General features: G+C 47.1%; 16 protein-coding genes. 10 read left to right on the forward strand and 6 right to left on the reverse strand.

The genetic code is table 11. The features are described 5' to 3' along the window. Positions 1-53: 53 nt before the first annotated feature. Positions 54-1,001: an ornithine carbamoyltransferase gene (argF, locus tag ICN35_RS04530; RefSeq protein ID WP_216124758.1), complete on the reverse strand. Its 948-nt coding sequence runs from the start codon at positions 999-1,001 to the stop codon at positions 54-56. Between the two features lie 151 nt (positions 1,002-1,152). On the opposite strand from argF, the gene ICN35_RS04535 reads away from it, so the two are divergent. Then, on the forward strand, positions 1,153-1,467 hold the full coding sequence (locus ICN35_RS04535; RefSeq protein ID WP_215295739.1) for a DUF3579 domain-containing protein: 315 nt from the start codon (positions 1,153-1,155) through the stop codon (positions 1,465-1,467). A 75-nt stretch (positions 1,468-1,542) separates the two neighbouring features. Here the strand turns inward: ICN35_RS04535 and rpsT are convergent, their stop codons facing one another. Next, a complete protein-coding gene (gene rpsT / locus ICN35_RS04540) occupies positions 1,543-1,809 on the reverse strand; it encodes a 30S ribosomal protein S20 (protein ID WP_068949332.1) in 267 nt (88 codons plus the stop codon). A gap of 151 nt (positions 1,810-1,960) precedes the next feature. Here rpsT and murJ point away from each other — a divergent pair, with 151 nt between their 5' ends. Continuing rightward, a complete protein-coding gene (gene murJ / locus ICN35_RS04545; RefSeq protein WP_216124661.1) occupies positions 1,961-3,514 on the forward strand; it encodes a murein biosynthesis integral membrane protein MurJ in 1,554 nt (517 codons plus the stop codon). A 5-nt stretch (positions 3,515-3,519) separates the two neighbouring features. Then, a complete protein-coding gene (locus ICN35_RS04550) occupies positions 3,520-4,362 on the forward strand; it encodes a SirB1 family protein (RefSeq protein WP_216124662.1) in 843 nt (280 codons plus the stop codon). Between the two features lie 29 nt (positions 4,363-4,391). Here the strand turns inward: ICN35_RS04550 and ICN35_RS04555 are convergent, their stop codons facing one another. Then, positions 4,392-5,036, reverse strand: coding sequence for a VTT domain-containing protein (locus ICN35_RS04555; protein ID WP_216124760.1), 645 nt, complete (start codon positions 5,034-5,036; stop codon positions 4,392-4,394). 58 nt (positions 5,037-5,094) lie between these two features. On the opposite strand from ICN35_RS04555, the gene miaA reads away from it, so the two are divergent. Continuing rightward, entirely contained in the window at positions 5,095-6,099 is a 1,005-nt protein-coding gene (miaA, locus tag ICN35_RS04560) for a tRNA (adenosine(37)-N6)-dimethylallyltransferase MiaA (protein ID WP_215295742.1), read from the forward strand. Between the two features lie 15 nt (positions 6,100-6,114). On the opposite strand, the gene purM is transcribed toward miaA, so the two are convergent. Continuing rightward, positions 6,115-7,167, reverse strand: coding sequence for a phosphoribosylformylglycinamidine cyclo-ligase (purM, locus tag ICN35_RS04565; RefSeq protein ID WP_216124663.1), 1,053 nt, complete (start codon positions 7,165-7,167; stop codon positions 6,115-6,117). 72 nt (positions 7,168-7,239) lie between these two features. On the opposite strand from purM, the gene ICN35_RS04570 reads away from it, so the two are divergent. Genes ICN35_RS04570 through panB form a run of 6 tightly spaced genes read left to right on the forward strand, consistent with a single transcriptional unit; the run spans position 7,240 to position 12,517 of the window. Continuing rightward, the gene (locus ICN35_RS04570; RefSeq protein ID WP_216124664.1) at positions 7,240-8,229 is read left to right on the forward strand and encodes an AI-2E family transporter; all 990 of its coding nucleotides are present in this window, start codon (positions 7,240-7,242) and stop codon (positions 8,227-8,229) included. A gap of 10 nt (positions 8,230-8,239) precedes the next feature. Beyond that, the gene (hda, locus tag ICN35_RS04575; RefSeq protein WP_216124665.1) at positions 8,240-9,004 is read left to right on the forward strand and encodes a DnaA regulatory inactivator Hda; all 765 of its coding nucleotides are present in this window, start codon (positions 8,240-8,242) and stop codon (positions 9,002-9,004) included. A gap of 19 nt (positions 9,005-9,023) precedes the next feature. Continuing rightward, entirely contained in the window at positions 9,024-9,704 is a 681-nt protein-coding gene (locus ICN35_RS04580) for an HAD family phosphatase (RefSeq protein ID WP_215318843.1), read from the forward strand. Then, entirely contained in the window at positions 9,701-11,104 is a 1,404-nt protein-coding gene (gene pcnB / locus ICN35_RS04585; RefSeq protein ID WP_216124666.1) for a polynucleotide adenylyltransferase PcnB, read from the forward strand. Before ICN35_RS04580 ends, pcnB begins: the two co-directional genes overlap by 4 nt. Positions 11,105-11,156: 52 nt before the next feature. Then, positions 11,157-11,684, forward strand: a complete 528-nt coding sequence (gene folK, locus ICN35_RS04590; RefSeq protein WP_216124667.1) for a 2-amino-4-hydroxy-6-hydroxymethyldihydropteridine diphosphokinase — start codon at positions 11,157-11,159, stop codon at positions 11,682-11,684. Positions 11,685-11,701: 17 nt separating this feature from the next. Further along, positions 11,702-12,517, forward strand: coding sequence for a 3-methyl-2-oxobutanoate hydroxymethyltransferase (panB, locus tag ICN35_RS04595; RefSeq protein ID WP_216124669.1), 816 nt, complete (start codon positions 11,702-11,704; stop codon positions 12,515-12,517). On the opposite strand, the gene dnaJ is transcribed toward panB, so the two are convergent. Further along, the gene (gene dnaJ, locus ICN35_RS04600) at positions 12,518-13,657 is read right to left on the reverse strand and encodes a molecular chaperone DnaJ (protein WP_216124670.1); all 1,140 of its coding nucleotides are present in this window, start codon (positions 13,655-13,657) and stop codon (positions 12,518-12,520) included. A gap of 111 nt (positions 13,658-13,768) precedes the next feature. Further along, positions 13,769-15,700, reverse strand: coding sequence for a molecular chaperone DnaK (gene dnaK, locus ICN35_RS04605; RefSeq protein WP_215295751.1), 1,932 nt, complete (start codon positions 15,698-15,700; stop codon positions 13,769-13,771). Between the last annotated feature and the right edge of the window lie 86 nt (positions 15,701-15,786).

The following is a 15,786-nucleotide window of genomic DNA, read 5'->3' on the forward strand; positions in this document are numbered from 1 at the left end:
CAAAATTAATTAAAAACAAGTTACTTAATATTTTATTGCTTACGTTTTATTACTTAATCCAAACGACCGCAGAGCAAATACTCCATTAACGCTTTTTGAACATGCAAACGATTTTCCGCCTCTTCCCACACAATGCTTTGCGGACCGTCGATCACACCCGCAGAAACTTCTTCACCACGGTGCGCTGGCAAGCAATGCATGAATAAAGCGTCTGGCTTTGCGACTGCCATTAGCTCCTCATCCACCATCCAATCTTGGAAAGCATTCATACGTAAATTGTTTTCAGCCTCATAGCCCATGCTAGTCCAAACATCGGTCGTTACCAAGTCAGTACCTTTACAAGCATCTTTTGGATCAGCATAAATACTTAAATGTTTTGCAGCGTTCTTTGTTAAACGCGTTGGGTCTAGTTGATACCCCTCAGGCGCAGAGAAGTGCAACTGAAAATCTAAGCACTCCGCCGCCTGAATCCAGGTGTAGGCCATATTGTTGGCATCACCAACCCAAGCTACGGTTTTTCCTTGAATCGGTCCACGGGCTTCAACAAAGGTGAAGATGTCTGCCAAAACTTGGCATGGATGATATTCATTGGTTAAACCATTAATTACTGGTACACGAGAGTTCGTAGCAAAACGCTCAATGATCTCCTGACCAAAGGTGCGGATCATGATGATGTCGGTCATCCGTGAAATCACCTGTGCAGCGTCCTCTACAGGCTCGCCACGACCTAACTGAGTATCTCGGGTGTTCAGGTATACAGCGTGGCCACCAAGCTGATGGATGCCCGCTTCAAAGGAGAGGCGTGTACGCGTGGAATGCTTTTCAAAAATCATGGCTAAAGTGCGATCATGCAAAGGGTGCCAAGTCTCATAACTTTTGAACTTGGACTTTAACCATGCTGATCTTTTGAGCAGGTAGTCATACTCCTCACGAGTGAGGTCAGAAAACTGCAGATAGTGCCTTACCTGACCAGGCACTTGAGGCTTTGCCAGAGATGTCATAGTTGAGCTTTCTACTAAAGTTTTGGCTTGCATTTTTTTCTTAAAACATTCAACTGCACGAAAATAGAACATAAAGCCATCTTACGGTCACCTCCGGCTGTTAAGCTAGAGGGCTTAGCAATACGATTCTTACGAACTTCTTTACGCCAACTTGAACCACAAAAAGCTTTTCATTCAAGGCATCAACACTTCTGGCAAACCATTTCGGCCCAGTGATTGGGCGGAGCGTCTTTGCGGGGTAATGGCTACGTTTCGCCCTCCAGGAGATTCTGGAGACCCTCGCTTCACTTATTCGCCCTATGTCAGACCAGTGCTAATTGCAAAAGTGAAATGCGTTGTTATCGATACTAGACTAGGTGACCTCGATCCAAGAGCGCTCGACTTTGTCATGAACTTTGCCAAAGACAACAGTCTACCGATTGAAGAGGCCTGTGAGTTTGAACCCAAACCCCAAACCCAGTCCTAAAAACAAAAACCCGCTCTGATAAGGAGCGGGCTTAGGTCGAAATGATGATTCGACCAGCCTAAAACTTTTACTGAATTACGCTGCCATCGCCTTGATAGCTGCAGATAAACGTGACTTTTGACGTGCTGCAGTATTTTTGTGAGCAATCTTTTTGTCAGCAATCTTGTCGATAGTTGCTTGAGTTGCTGCGAACACTTTCGCTGCAGCAGCTTTATCACCAGTATCGATCGCCTTACGCACTGCCTTGATGGAAGTACGAAGCTTTGAACGCAAGCTGGAATTGTGCTCGTTCTGTTTTACTGCCTGGCGTGCGCGCTTACGCGCTTGTGCTGTATTGGCCATCTTTAAACCTTGCCTCTATAAATTGCAAAATGCGATTAGTTAAAAATCTCGCGGACTTGCCAGATTCATAAGCAAGCTCGCCAAAACCCAAGATTTTACCTGAAAGGGGCAAAAAAGCCCAGTCCACCCATAAATAGGTGAAAATCGGCTCATGAACCTGCTTTCTACCGCCGCCAAGGTTAGTTCCCTGACCATGCTTTCCCGTATTACGGGGCTGCTGCGGGAGACCCTGATCGCACGTAGTTTTGGGGCCTCAGAGTGGACAGACGCGTTTAATGTGGCTTTTAGGCTACCGAATTTGCTGCGCCGGCTTTTTGCCGAAGGGGCCTTTTCCCAGGCTTTTGTACCCATTTTGGGGGAAATCTCCACAAATGAGGACCAAAATAAGGCCAAAATCCTCATTAATGCGGTCGCTACGCTCTTATTTTGGGCCTTGTTGCTGACGGTACTCCTGGGAGTCATCGGCGCCCCCTTGCTCATTTTGGTGATTGCTACAGGCTTTTCCGGTGGACCAGCCTATGACGCCAGCGTTGTCATGACCCAAATCATGTTTCCCTACATTGGGCTCATTTCCATGGTCTCTCTGTCCGCTGGGATTTTAAATACCTATCATCGCTTTGCGATTCCCGCTTTTACCCCTGTTTTACTCAACCTGGCTTTAATCGGTAGCGCCCTCTTTTTGGCGCCCCACTTGGAGCAACCCATTTATGCATTAAGCATTGGCGTTCTTTTGGGCGGCGTTTTGCAATTAGCCATTCAAATTCCGGCGCTTGCTCGTCTTGGTCTTTTACCGCGCATTGGTTTATTGCCTAGCGCCATCAAAGCAGCAATCAGCAATCCTGATGCTCGGCGCGTTCTCAAGCTGATGGGGCCAGCAGTCTTTGCTGTATCGGTTGCGCAAATCTCTTTAATCATCAACACCAATATCGCATCGCGCTTACAAGCGGGTAGCGTCTCTTGGCTCTCTTATGCCGATCGTTTAATGGAGTTCCCAACTGCCCTACTTGGAGTTGCATTGGGTACAGTGTTGCTACCCAGTTTGAGTAAAGCCAATGCCAAAAATGACTTAACGCATGCAGGCGAATTACTCATTTGGGGATTACAACTTACCTTCTTGCTTGCGGCACCTGCCGCCATTGCACTCTTTATTTTTGGCGAGCCCTTAGCTGCTGTTTTGTATCACTATGGAAAATTTAATGCGCTGGATGTCTTAATGACGCAACGTGCCTTAGCAGCCTATGGCGTTGGTCTGATAGGCCTAATCCTCGTCAAGATTTTGGCGCCCGGGTTTTATTCCCGCCAAGACATTCGGACTCCAGTGAAGATTGGCTTGTTCGTGCTGGTAGCTACGCAGCTGGCTAACCTGGTATTCGTGCCCTGGCTTGGTCATGCCGGCCTGGCTCTATCGGTTGGCGCTGGCGCCTGTCTGAATGCTGCCCTGCTCTGGGTTGGGCTGCATAAACGGGGCGCACTCCCAAGCGCCTCCTGGGCAAAGTATTTGGGACAACTCTTGCTGGCTTTAATTCCCTTTACGGCAGTGCTTTTTTATGCGGCAAATGCACATAACTGGATCACCCTCCAGGCCGAACCCTGGATCCGTATTGGTCTATTGGCGATGTGGCTGGCTGCCGCAGCCTTGGTTTACTTTGGCGCCCTCGCTTTAGTCGGAATTCGCTGGCAAAAATTCTTGCGTCATGCAAAATAGAATGTATGCCAACACAACAACTCGACTATTTCACTTCATTAGTTGCTGAAGACGAACACTTTCCATTAACGGAAGCTGCCATCGCGGTAGCACAACATGCCTATCCAGATTTAGATGTGCAAGGTGTACTCGATCACCTCGATGAGTTAGGCAATAAATTAAAAACACGCATTACGCCAGATACTGCGCCGATGCAACGCTTACAAATTCTGAAGCACTTCTTTTATACCGAGTTAGGCTTTGGTCCAAACCCGAATGATTTCTACGCACCCGAAAATTCGTATTTGCACTATGTGCTCGAAAATCGCAGAGGCATTCCTATCTCACTAGCGATTTTGATGATCGAGCTAGGCCAGCAAATTGGTTTGAAGATTCGTGGTGTGTCATTCCCCAATCACTTCATGATGCGTATTTCATTACAACAGGGTGAAATCATCATGGATCCGTTGACTGGTGATTCACTTTCGAAGAATCAATTACAAGAGATGTTGGACCCCTACCTAGACGCCAAAGGCTATCGTGATGAGCTCAGTCTTCCTCTTAACGTTTTCCTGCGGGCCTCTAGTCCAAGAGAGATCTTGTCGCGCTTTCTTAGAAACCTCAAAATGATCTACTCTGAGCATGAGCGCTGGGAGCGCTTACTGGGCATTCAAGAGCGCTTGGTCATTTTATTGCCCGATTCGGTTGAGGAAATTAGAGATCGCGGTTTGATCTTTGCACAACTAGAGTATTTGCGCCCTGCTATAGCCGATATGCATCGCTATCTCAGTGAAGCGCCTGAAGCGGAAGATGCTAGCGACATTCGTGAACACATCGCCACTTTAGAAAGTCAAACCAAGCTGCACTAAGTTAATGATTCAGTTTTGTTTGACTTGATTTAATTTTTCTTGCGCTGAAAAATTTTATAGAGTGCAGCTAAAACGACTGGTATCGCTGCTGCACCAATACCCACTAGTACGATCACATTTAAGTTTTGACGTATCACTGGAATATTTCCAAAGAAATATCCTGCAATCACCAAGCCAAAGACCCAGAGCACAGCGCCAGTGATATTGAATAACTGAAAGCGTGAGAAATTCATTTCCGAGACACCAGCAACAAAGGGTGCGAAGGTTCTGATGATGGGTAAAAAGCGTGCAACGATGATGGTTTTGCCGCCATGCTTTTCATAAAAAGCATGGGTCTTGAGTAAAGCGCCTTGGTCAATCCAGCGTGATTGACTGCTAAATACTTTCTTACCAATCCAACGGCCAACGAAGTAGTTCACTGTATTGCCAGCTATTGCTGCAATCAACAAACCAATACACAAAGTCCAAATGTTGAAGTGCTCGGTTGCACAGTAAGCACCCGCAATAAACAAAAGAGAATCCCCTGGGAGGAAGGGGGCGATAACCAGGCCAGTTTCTGCAAACACAATCGCAAATAGCAAGCCATATGCCCAAGGACCATATTGCGAGATCACAACATCCAAATGACGATCAATATGTAGCAATAAATCGCTTAATTGCAAAAGGGTATCAATCAACTTGCACTCCAAAGATAGGTTTGATGCGGATATTAACAGGCTCTTATAATGGATCATGCAATCTGAACCCTACATTCAGCCTATGCAGTCATCAGAAGTCAATCCCATACTCTGTATTGTGGGGCCTACTGGTGCAGGCAAAACCTATCTCGCCATGTCTTTAGCTGAACATGCTAAATCGATTGGCCTGACCATCGAACTCATCAGTATGGACTCTGCATTAGTCTATCGCGGCCTTGATATTGGCAGTGCCAAACCTAGCAAAGCAGAACAAGCTGCAGTGATTCATCACCTGATCGATATCCTGGAGCCGATAGAGGTTTATTCCGCAGCTCGATTTGCCAAAGATGCAAAACGACTTTGTGAAGAAATTCGTAATAGAGGCAATATTCCGGTAGTAGTTGGTGGAACCATGCTGTATTGGAGAGCTTGGGCGCATGGCCTTTCTACTTTACCAACAGCAAATCCTGAGATTCGTTCCCGCATAGACGAGGAAGGCAAGACTCTAGGTTGGCCCGCGATGCACACCAAGTTGGCCAAGGTAGACCCGGAAACTGCTGCTCGCCTAAAGCCCAATGATTCACAACGAGTGCAGCGTGCGCTAGAGGTATTTGAAATTACTGGCAAACCGATGTCGGCATTGCTCGCAGATTCACCTAGCGAAGATGGCAGAGAAGGATCGGCGATTCCTGCCTGGATTCATCTAGTATCCCTAGAACCAAGTGATCGCAAACGCTTGCATCAAAATTTAGAAAAACGGTTTGACGAAATGTTGCTTGCAGGATTTTTAGATGAAGTCAAAGCTCTACGAAATAATTCTGCGTTACATGCGGATCTGCCAGCCATTCGGTCGGTCGGTTATCGACAGGCTTGGGAATATCTCAACGGAGAAATCGACGCTGAGCAAATGCGCTACAAAGCATTAGCAGCAACCAGGCAACTTGGAAAGCGCCAACTGACATGGCTCAGAGCCATCGCCGGCAGAAGCACCTTCGACCCCTTTAAACCAGCAGAGCTTAAGGCCGCATTAGATTACTGCAAAAGTCATTTGAAGAAGTAGGTTTGCAGTAATCGTTTAGATCACGATCGTTTGTGGTGCACCCTGAGGGCGCTCAAGCACTTCACCAACTGTCCAAGCTTTTAAGCCATGTGCAGTTAATGATTTGATTGCAGCATCCGCTTGGGCTGGAGCAACAATCACCACCATACCAATACCGCAGTTAAATACTCGCACCATCTCCGCATCAGCCACCCCGCCCTTCATCTGTAACCAGCGAAAGAGTTCTGGCATTTGCCAACTGTCTCGATGTAAAACTGCTTGCGTATTTTCTGGCAAGACACGTGGCACGTTATCCACTAAGCCGCCACCCGTGATGTGCGCCATCCCTTTGACATCAATCTCAGAAATTAATTTCAGAAGCGGCTTCACATAAATTTCAGTCGGCGCCATCACCACATCGCCTAATGAGCGACCACCTAAATCATCAGTAGGTTTTGCACCAGCACGTTCAATAATTTTGCGTACCAAAGAATAACCATTGGAATGAGCGCCGCTGGAACCAATTGCCAACACCACATCTCCTGGAACAATGGTATTTCCCGTAATAATTTTAGATTTCTCAACTGCACCTACTGCAAAACCAGCCAAGTCATATTCACCTGGAGGGTACATGCCTGGCATTTCTGCAGTCTCACCACCGATCAATGCGCAGCCAGATAATTCACAGCCTGTGGCAATGCCACTAACGACAGTAGCTGCTGTATCTACCGTCAGCTTGCCGCAAGCAAAATAATCCAAGAAGAAGAGTGGCTCGGCGCCTTGCACCAAAATATCATTGACGCTCATCGCCACCAAGTCCTGGCCGATCGTATCGTGACGATTCCATTCAAATGCCAAGCGTAGCTTTGTACCCACACCATCGGTACCGGATACCAAAACAGGCTCTTTATAGCGCTTAGGCACCTCAAATAAAGCACCAAAACCACCAATTCCGGCCAAAACACCTTCCCGCATGGTCTTTTTAGCCAAAGGCTTGATCCGGTCTACCAAGGCGTCGCCAGCATCAATATCAACGCCCGCATCACGGTAAGAAAGGCCTTTTGAGGAAGAGTGAGTAGGTGAAGTCATGTCTGAGCTGGAATATTAGTAAAAAATGCTACTGGGTCAGTAGAATCATTGAATTCTAGAGGATTACTAGTAATGGCTGAAATTTTTACCCCTTTTCTGACTGCATTCATTCTGGCATATGCCTTAAGACCCCTTTGCCTGTGGATGGAAAGGCGTCACCTTCCTAGGGCCTTAGCTGCAGCATTGGCCATGCTCATTGGTTTGAGCCTGGTTTTCTTTATTTTTGGTCTGTTGATTAGTCTTCTGAAATTCGAAATTCCCTTAATTAAGGCGCAGCTCCCAGAATGGATTGCCAATACCCAAGCCTGGCTTGGGCCTAAGTTGACAGAGCTTCATATCAATATTGATTGGGGGAATCTCAAAACCAGTGTTACCCAAAAAATCACTGAGCACATTAACGATAACGCTGACACTCTCATAAGCAACACACTGGATACCGTATTGGTATCTGGCAGCTCGGTTATCGCAGGCTTTGTAAATGGCGTATTAATTATTTTTGTGATGTTTTATTTGCTGATCGATTGGGATCATTTTTTCAGCCTTCTCAAAAATACCGTTCCACTCCGCGCGCAAGAAACCGTCCATCACTTAGCGATGCATACCGATGGCTTACTTTCACAATATCTGCGTGGCATGTTGATTGTGATTTCCATCATGACTATTTTCTATGGAGTGGGCTTGAGCATAGTCGGAATAAAGGGTGCCGTTGCGCTAGGTGTCTTTACTGCCCTCATGATTGTGATTCCTTACATTGGGATCGCCCTTGGTTTAGCTCTGGCAATTCTTTCTGCGCTCTTGCAATTCGGCCTTGGCGCCCAACTTATTGGAGTGCTCCTTGTGTTTGGGCTTGGACAATTTTTAGAAGGGTTCTTCTTAACGCCACGCCTAGTTGGTGAGCGCATTGGGCTACACCCTGTTGGAGTGGTATTTGCCTTGCTACTCTTTGGAAAACTCTTTGGCTTCTTTGGCGTCCTATTGGCTTTACCGATCAGCGCAGTAAGCTTGGTGCTAGTGCAATATCTTTGGTCTGTTTATACGCAAAGCTCCTGGTATCAAAAATAATTTCGCTTGAATGAATACGCCCTCGCTTCCAAGACAATTCGCTTTAGACATCAGTCACACACCCAAAGCAAGTCTCGAAAATTATCTGCCTAGCCAAGACCTCGCTCTTCTGTCGATACTACAAACACTTTGTAGCTCTTGGAAAGAATCATCCGAATCTTCCGAATCAATACCAAACAATCCTCTGAATCACCGCTGGATGTATTGGTGGGGACCTGAAGGATCTGGTCGCACACATTTGCTCACAGCAATGACGAGTGCAGCTTGTGATGCCGGCCTTGAATCTTTCTCTCTCAATCCGAATGAGCCAATCTCTTGGGTGCGCCTTGAGGAAAAATTGCCAAGCCTCACCCAAAGTAATGCCCCTTCAGTTATCACCATAGACGATGTGGATCGTTTAGATGAGCGTTTAGTTGGAGCACTCTTTCGCATACTGAACGAGGTGCAGGCCAGTAAGAATATTCACATCTTCATGGCCGGCAACGAGGCCCCTGCCAACCTGACGCTCCGGGAAGACCTCAGGACACGCCTAGGATGGGGTTTGGTCTACCAAACCCAACTTTTAGATGATGATGAGAAAATACAAGCCTTAGAGCAAGCAGCCAAAGCTCGAGGGCTCGTTTTATCCCCAGACGTATTGCCATGGTTGTTAAACCGTTTTTATCGCGATATGCCCAATTTGATGGCCCTAATGGATGCTTTGGACGCCTATTCATTAGAAACAAAACGTGCTGTAACCTTGCCACTAGTTCGCGAGCTCTTGCAGCCTAAATAATTTATTCAATATTCCATTTGTGACCCAGCTAGCCCTTTTCGATTTAGATCACACCTTACTACCCTGCGATAGCGATTATGAGTGGGGTCAATTTTTAGCGCGTATTGGCGTTGTCGACAGTGCAGACTATGCGCGCCAAAATGATCGCTTCTATCAAAACTACAAAGATGGCACGCTTGATATTCATGAATTTCTACGCTTTGCCTTAAAGCCTCTGTCTCAGCACTCCCGCGCACAATTAAAAGAATGGCACGACCAATTCATGGAAGAAGTGATTCATGGGCAGCTTCGTCAAAAAGCAATTGATTTGGTAAAGCAGCATCAAGATGCTGGAGACTTGTGTTGCGTTGTCACTGCAACCAATAGCTTTGTTACCCGTCCGATTGTTGAAAGCTTTGGGATTGAACACCTCATTGCTACAGAGCCAGCAACCAGCAGTGAGAGCCCTTTAGCGAATTTCACAGGCGAAGTGAAAGGTATTCCAAATTTTCGTGAAGGCAAAATTCAGAATGTGCAGGATTGGCTGGCAAAACAGAAGCTTGCCTTGGGCGCATTGCCGCGGAGTTATTTCTACTCTGACTCCATGAACGACTTACCCTTAATGGAGCAAGTCAGCCATCCAGTTGCCACCAATCCAGATGATCGCCTTCGTAGTGAAGCTCAAAAGCGCAACTGGCCTATTCTTGAGCTGTTTGCATGATTACTAAATTCATTAACCGTATTTTGCGTCGTGACCCCATGGTCAAGCATACGCATGCGAACAATACGGGAGCACCAAAGCGTATCCCCAAAAAATCACATCGCATCGATCCACACTTGCTTTCTAAAAATGCTGTCAAAGTAACCCAAACTTTGCAGCAAGCTGGTTATGAGGCTTTCATTGTGGGCGGCGCCGTGCGCGATCTCGTCTTGGGGATTGGCCCCAAAGATTTTGATGTCGCTACTAATGCCACGCCCGATCAAGTACAAAGATTGTTTCGCAAAGCCCGCCTTATCGGGCGTCGTTTTCAGATTGTGCATGTGACTTTCTTTGGCAAAGGCCATCCCGAAATTATTGAGGTTTCTACCTTTAGAGCCTTACTAGATAACGCTGGTGACCATGTGGCAGAAAGTGGTCGCATTTTGCGCGACAACGTTTGGGGTTCGCAAGGCGAAGATGCTGCACGCCGTGATTTCACTATCAATGCAATGTATTACGACCCGTCCACCGAGACTGTCTTGGACTATCACGGCGGCATGGTAGACATGCAAAAGAAAACCTTGCGCATGATCGGTGACCCCGCAAAGCGGTATCGCGAAGACCCAGTACGTATGCTCAGAGCAATCCGCTTTGCTGCTAAAACGGGATTTGCTTTGGATGCCGATACGCGCGCACCAATTGCTAAGTTAGGCAAGCTATTACAAGACGTACCATCAGCAAGACTCTTTGATGAAATTCTCAAACTCTTAATGTCAGGTTATTCTTGGGCGGCCATTCAGGGCCTCAGAGATGCTGGCCTGCATCATGGCCTGTTGCCGCTCCTAGATCACATTCTCGATAGCAGCGAATCCTCTAAAGGAGCCAATGATTTTGTCAAGCTTGCCCTAGCTAATACCGATCAACGCATTCAATCGGGCAAGAGTGTTTCGGCAGGATTCTTATTTGCCACCTTACTCTGGCCAGATCTCTTACAGAACTGGAAAGCGAATATCGCTAAAGGGATGGCCAACATCCCCGCACTGCATGATGCGATGGACGACACTATTGCCACCCAAAGCAGTGGCATGACGATTCAACGTCGCTTTGAAAGCGATATGCGGGAAATCTGGTCCATGCAGCCTCGCTTTGAAAAGCGGGTTGGACGCTACCCATACCGGCTCATCGAATCGCCCCGTTTTAGGGCAGGCTATGACTTCATGCTGCTACGTTGTGCAACTGGGGAGCAAAACCCAGCCATAGGAGAGTGGTGGACTAACTTCATTGCGACCGACCCTGCAGGGCAAGAAGAGTTGATGGCTAGCGCCAAAAATGAATCCGGCTCAAGCGCAAGCTCTCCAGCCAAAAGACGGCGGCGCAGAAAACCCAAAGCAGCCATCGCACCAGAACCTTTAGCAGACTAAGCAGACTTAGAGAAATTTCAGTAAAGTAGTTTCATCTCTAGTTTGGAATCCTATGGCACGAGCTTTTATCGGATTTGGTGGCAATATCGGCGATACCCGTCAACTGATCACTGACGCAATCGTCTGCCTTGCACAACGCACAGAATTACATGTTCTGGCAAAGAGTTGCTTTTATCAAAGCGCGCCGGTTGAAGCCACTGGCGGTGACTACATCAATGCCGTGGTTGAAATCGAGACGCAGTTAAGCCCCTACGGTCTTTTGCATGTTTGCCAAGCCATTGAATTAGAGTTTGGCAGAGAGCGTCCTTATGCCAATGCGCCGCGTACTCTTGATTTAGATATTTTGTCTTTTGAGGGCGTTATTCAAAATGAGACTGAGCTCATACTCCCTCATCCAAAAATTATTGAGCGCTCATTTGTTCTTCTGCCCTTGCTAGAAATTGCACCCGACTTCTTTTTACCGAATGTTGGTGAACTCAAGGCTTACCTTCCCATGGTGGCGCATCAAAAAATCGAAAAACTCACCTGCCGCAACTGCAATTGCGGGGGAAAAGACGTTTATAGCCAAACGGCCCATTAATTCATTAAACTCTCGCCATGGGTTACTTACAGGGCGACAAGCCAATCTCCATTACTAAGCTCTTGGCAATGCATGCCGAGCAAGAAAAAATCACGATGCTGACTGCATATGATGCAACGATGTCTGCATTGCTGAATCGCTGCGGGGTTGAAGTCATCTTGATTGGCGACTCTTTGGGTAATGTGATTCAAGGTCACTCTAGCACTACACCCGTCACTGTTAAGCAAATGGCTTATCACACTGAGTGTGTGGCGCGTGCCAATACCCATGCATTTTTAATTGCTGATTTACCATTTGCTAGCTATGGCGATCCAGTGCAGGCTTTAGATGCTGCAGCAGATCTCATGCGCGCCGGTGCTGATATGGTCAAGCTGGAAGGCGGAGATTGGCAAGTAGAGATCATTCAATACCTAGTTGAGCGTAGCGTTCCTGTTTGCGCCCACCTCGGATTACTGCCTCAATCGGTTCATGTCTTGGGCGGCTATAAGGTGCAAGGCAAATCAAAAGATGCCGCAACCCTCATGTTGGAACAAGCCATTGCGTGCCAAGAAGCCGGTGCTCAAATGGTCGTACTAGAAGCCATTCCTTCATCACTGGGTGAAAAGATTACAGCCGAACTACATATCCCGACGATTGGCATTGGTGCCGGTCTTAATTGCTCAGGTCAAGTATTGGTATTGCAAGATATGCTGGGCATCAGCCCAGGCAAGCCTCCTAAGTTCGTGAAGAACTTTATGGAAGGCCAGCATTCGATCGAAGCTGCTATTAAAGCCTATGTACGGGAAGTGAAGTCCGGAAAATTTCCCGGACCCGAGCATAGCTTTGCTGGCTAATTAACTAAAGAAACTCTTAACACCATCAAACCAGCCTTTTTGCTGCGGGCTATGTTTATCCCCGGCAGATTTTAGACTGTCGTCAAACTGTTGCAGTAATTTCTTTTGCTCATCAGTCAACTTCACTGGCGTCTCTACCAAGACATGCACGAACAGATCGCCAACCAGTGCTGAACGCAGCCCTTTTATACCTTTGTTCCGTAAACGGAATGTTTTACCGGTCTGCGTACCTTCAGGAATCGGAAATTCGACGCGACCTGATAAGGTTGGCACTTCAATCTCGCCGCCAATAGTTGCTATCGCAAAAGAGATTGGCATCTGCACATGCAAGTCGCTACCGTCACGTTCAAATACTGGATGTGGCTTCACCCGCACTTCTACATAGAGATCTCCAGAGGGGCCGCCATTAATGCCAGGCTCCCCATTACCAACCGAACGAACACGCATACCATCATCAATACCCGCGGGGATTTTTATTTCAAGTGTTTTTTGTTCTTTGTGTTTGCCTGTGCCATGACAAGTCTTGCAGGGCTTCGGAATATATTCGCCAGTGCCGCGACACTTTGGACAGGTTTGCTGCATCGAGAAGAAACCTTGCTGCACACGGACTTGACCATGACCATCACAGGTAGAACACTTCTCCGCTTTGGAGCCAGGCTCAGCACCAGTGCCGTGACATGGTTTGCAGTTACTCCAACTAGGCACCCGAATCTGGGTGGTATGCCCCTCAGCAGCTTGCTCAAGACTAATGTCCATGATGTAGCGTAAGTCAGCACCTTTGTAGACCTGTGGACCAGCCTGACGACCGCCACCTTGACCAAAGATATCTCCAAAAATATCTCCAAAAGCATCTGCGAAGCCACCGCCAGCAAAACCGCCACCCCCAAAACCCCCTCCACCCATAGATGGATCTACACCAGCATGGCCGTACTGATCGTATGCAGCGCGCTTGTTGGGATCGGTCAGCGTTTCGTACGCCTCCTTTACTTCTTTAAATTGGGCTTCAGCCGTTTTGCTATCGGGGTTGCGATCAGGGTGATACTTCATTGCCATTTTGCGATAGGCTTTTTTGAGCTCTTCATCGCTAGCACCTTTTGCTACACCAAGCACTTCATAAAAATCGCGTTTACTTTTAGGCACGGCCTATTCCTCTCTACAACCTGAATGACACAAGTCGGCACGGGGCCGACTTGTTATTTAAGCACTGCAAAACTACGTTAATGAGTATGTAATTGAATGTCTAGCATTCGCTTACTTCTTATCATGAACTTCTTTAAAGTCAGCATCAACAACATCTGCGTCTGGAGCAGCTTTAGCTTCGCCGCCAGGGGCTGCACCAGCTGCAGCGCCAGCCTTCGCTTGCTCAGCAGCCATGACTTTTTCGCCCAGTTTCTGACTTGCTTTACCCAACGCTTCGGTCTTGGCTTCAATCGCTTCTTTATCGCTGCCTTTGATCGCTTCATCCAACTCTTTCAAAGCTGCTTCAATCGCTTCTTTTTCAGCAGCCTCTAAGCTAGCACCATGCTCTTCTAAAGCCTTCTTAGTAGAGTGAGCCAAGGCATCTGCAGTGTTACGAGCAGTGACTAGCTCTAATGCTTTCTTATCTTCAGCAGCATTGGCTTCAGCATCTTTCACCATGCGTTGAATTTCTTCTTCAGTCAAACCAGAGTTTGCCTTGATGGTGATCTTGTTCTCTTTACCAGTGGTTTTGTCTTTTGCAGTGACGTGCAAAATACCGTTAGCATCAATATCAAAAGTCACTTCAATTTGTGGCATACCGCGTTGCGCAGGCGCGATGCCTTCAAGATTAAATTCACCAAGCAACTTATTAGCCGCAGCCATCTCACGCTCACCCTGGAAGCACTTAATCGTTACTGCAGGCTGATTATCTTCGGCAGTCGAGTAGACCTGTGAATGCTTGGTAGGAATCGTCGTGTTCTTTGGAATCATCTTAGTCATGACGCCGCCAAGAGTCTCGATGCCCAAGGACAATGGGGTAACGTCCAAGAGCAATACGTCTTTACGATCGCCAGACAATACGGAACCTTGAATTGCAGCACCTACTGCCACCGCTTCATCTGGATTAACGTCTTTGCGTGGCTCTTTGCCAAAGATTTCTTTTACTTTGTCCTGAACAGCAGGCATACGAGTCTGACCGCCGACCAAAATGACATCGTCAATATCTGCTACGTTTACGCCAGCATCTTTAATGGCAGTTAAGCATGGGCCAGCTGTGCGCTTAATAAGCTCTTCAACCAAAGACTCTAACTTGGCACGAGTCAACTTCAAGTTCAAATGCTTAGGACCACTAGCATCAGCCGTCACATATGGCAAATTGATTTCCGTTTGCTGCGCAGATGACAATTCGATCTTGGCTTTTTCTGCAGCATCTTTCAAACGTTGCAATGCCAAAACATCTTTGCTCAAATCCACGCCCTGTTCTTTCTTGAACTCAGCAATGATCCAGTCAATGATGCGCTGATCGAAGTCTTCACCACCCAAGAAAGTATCGCCATTAGTAGAGAGCACTTCAAACTGCTTCTCACCATCCACGTTAGCAATCTCAATGATGGATACGTCGAATGTACCGCCACCCAAGTCATACACAGCGATCTTACGATCCACTTTGTCTTGTTTGTCTAAACCAAATGCCAATGCAGCAGCAGTTGGTTCATTGATGATGCGCTTTACATCCAAGCCAGCAATACGACCAGCGTCTTTAGTTGCTTGACGTTGGCTGTCGTTAAAGTAAGCAGGGACAGTAATGACCGCCTCGGTCACTTCTTCGCCGAGATAGTCTTCGGCAGTCTTTTTCATCTTGCGTAAGATTTCAGCGGAAACTTGCTGTGGTGCCATTTTCTTGTCGCGCGCCTCAACCCAAGCATCACCGTTATCAGCAGCAATAATTGAATAAGGCATCAAGCCGATATCTTTTTGCACTTCAGGATCTGTAAATTTACGACCCATTAAACGCTTCACTGCGTAGATGGTGTTCTTAGGATTCGTCACTGATTGACGTTTAGCTGGCGCACCAACCAATACTTCGCCATCTTCAACATAGGCAATGATGGATGGAGTTGTGCGAGCGCCTTCTGCGTTCTCGACCACTTTAGGTGCATTGTTTTCAACGACCGAAACGCACGAATTCGTGGTTCCCAAGTCAATACCGATAATCTTTCCCATAATTGCTCCAAAAAATTAAGTTACTTTGTTGTACTTCTAGGCTGTTTTAGGCGACTCATCTGAACCGCCGCGAATATTCCAATACT

Origin of the sequence: Polynucleobacter sp. es-GGE-1, from assembly GCF_018882005.1 — a bacterium.
Lineage (GTDB): Bacteria > Pseudomonadota > Gammaproteobacteria > Burkholderiales > Burkholderiaceae > Polynucleobacter.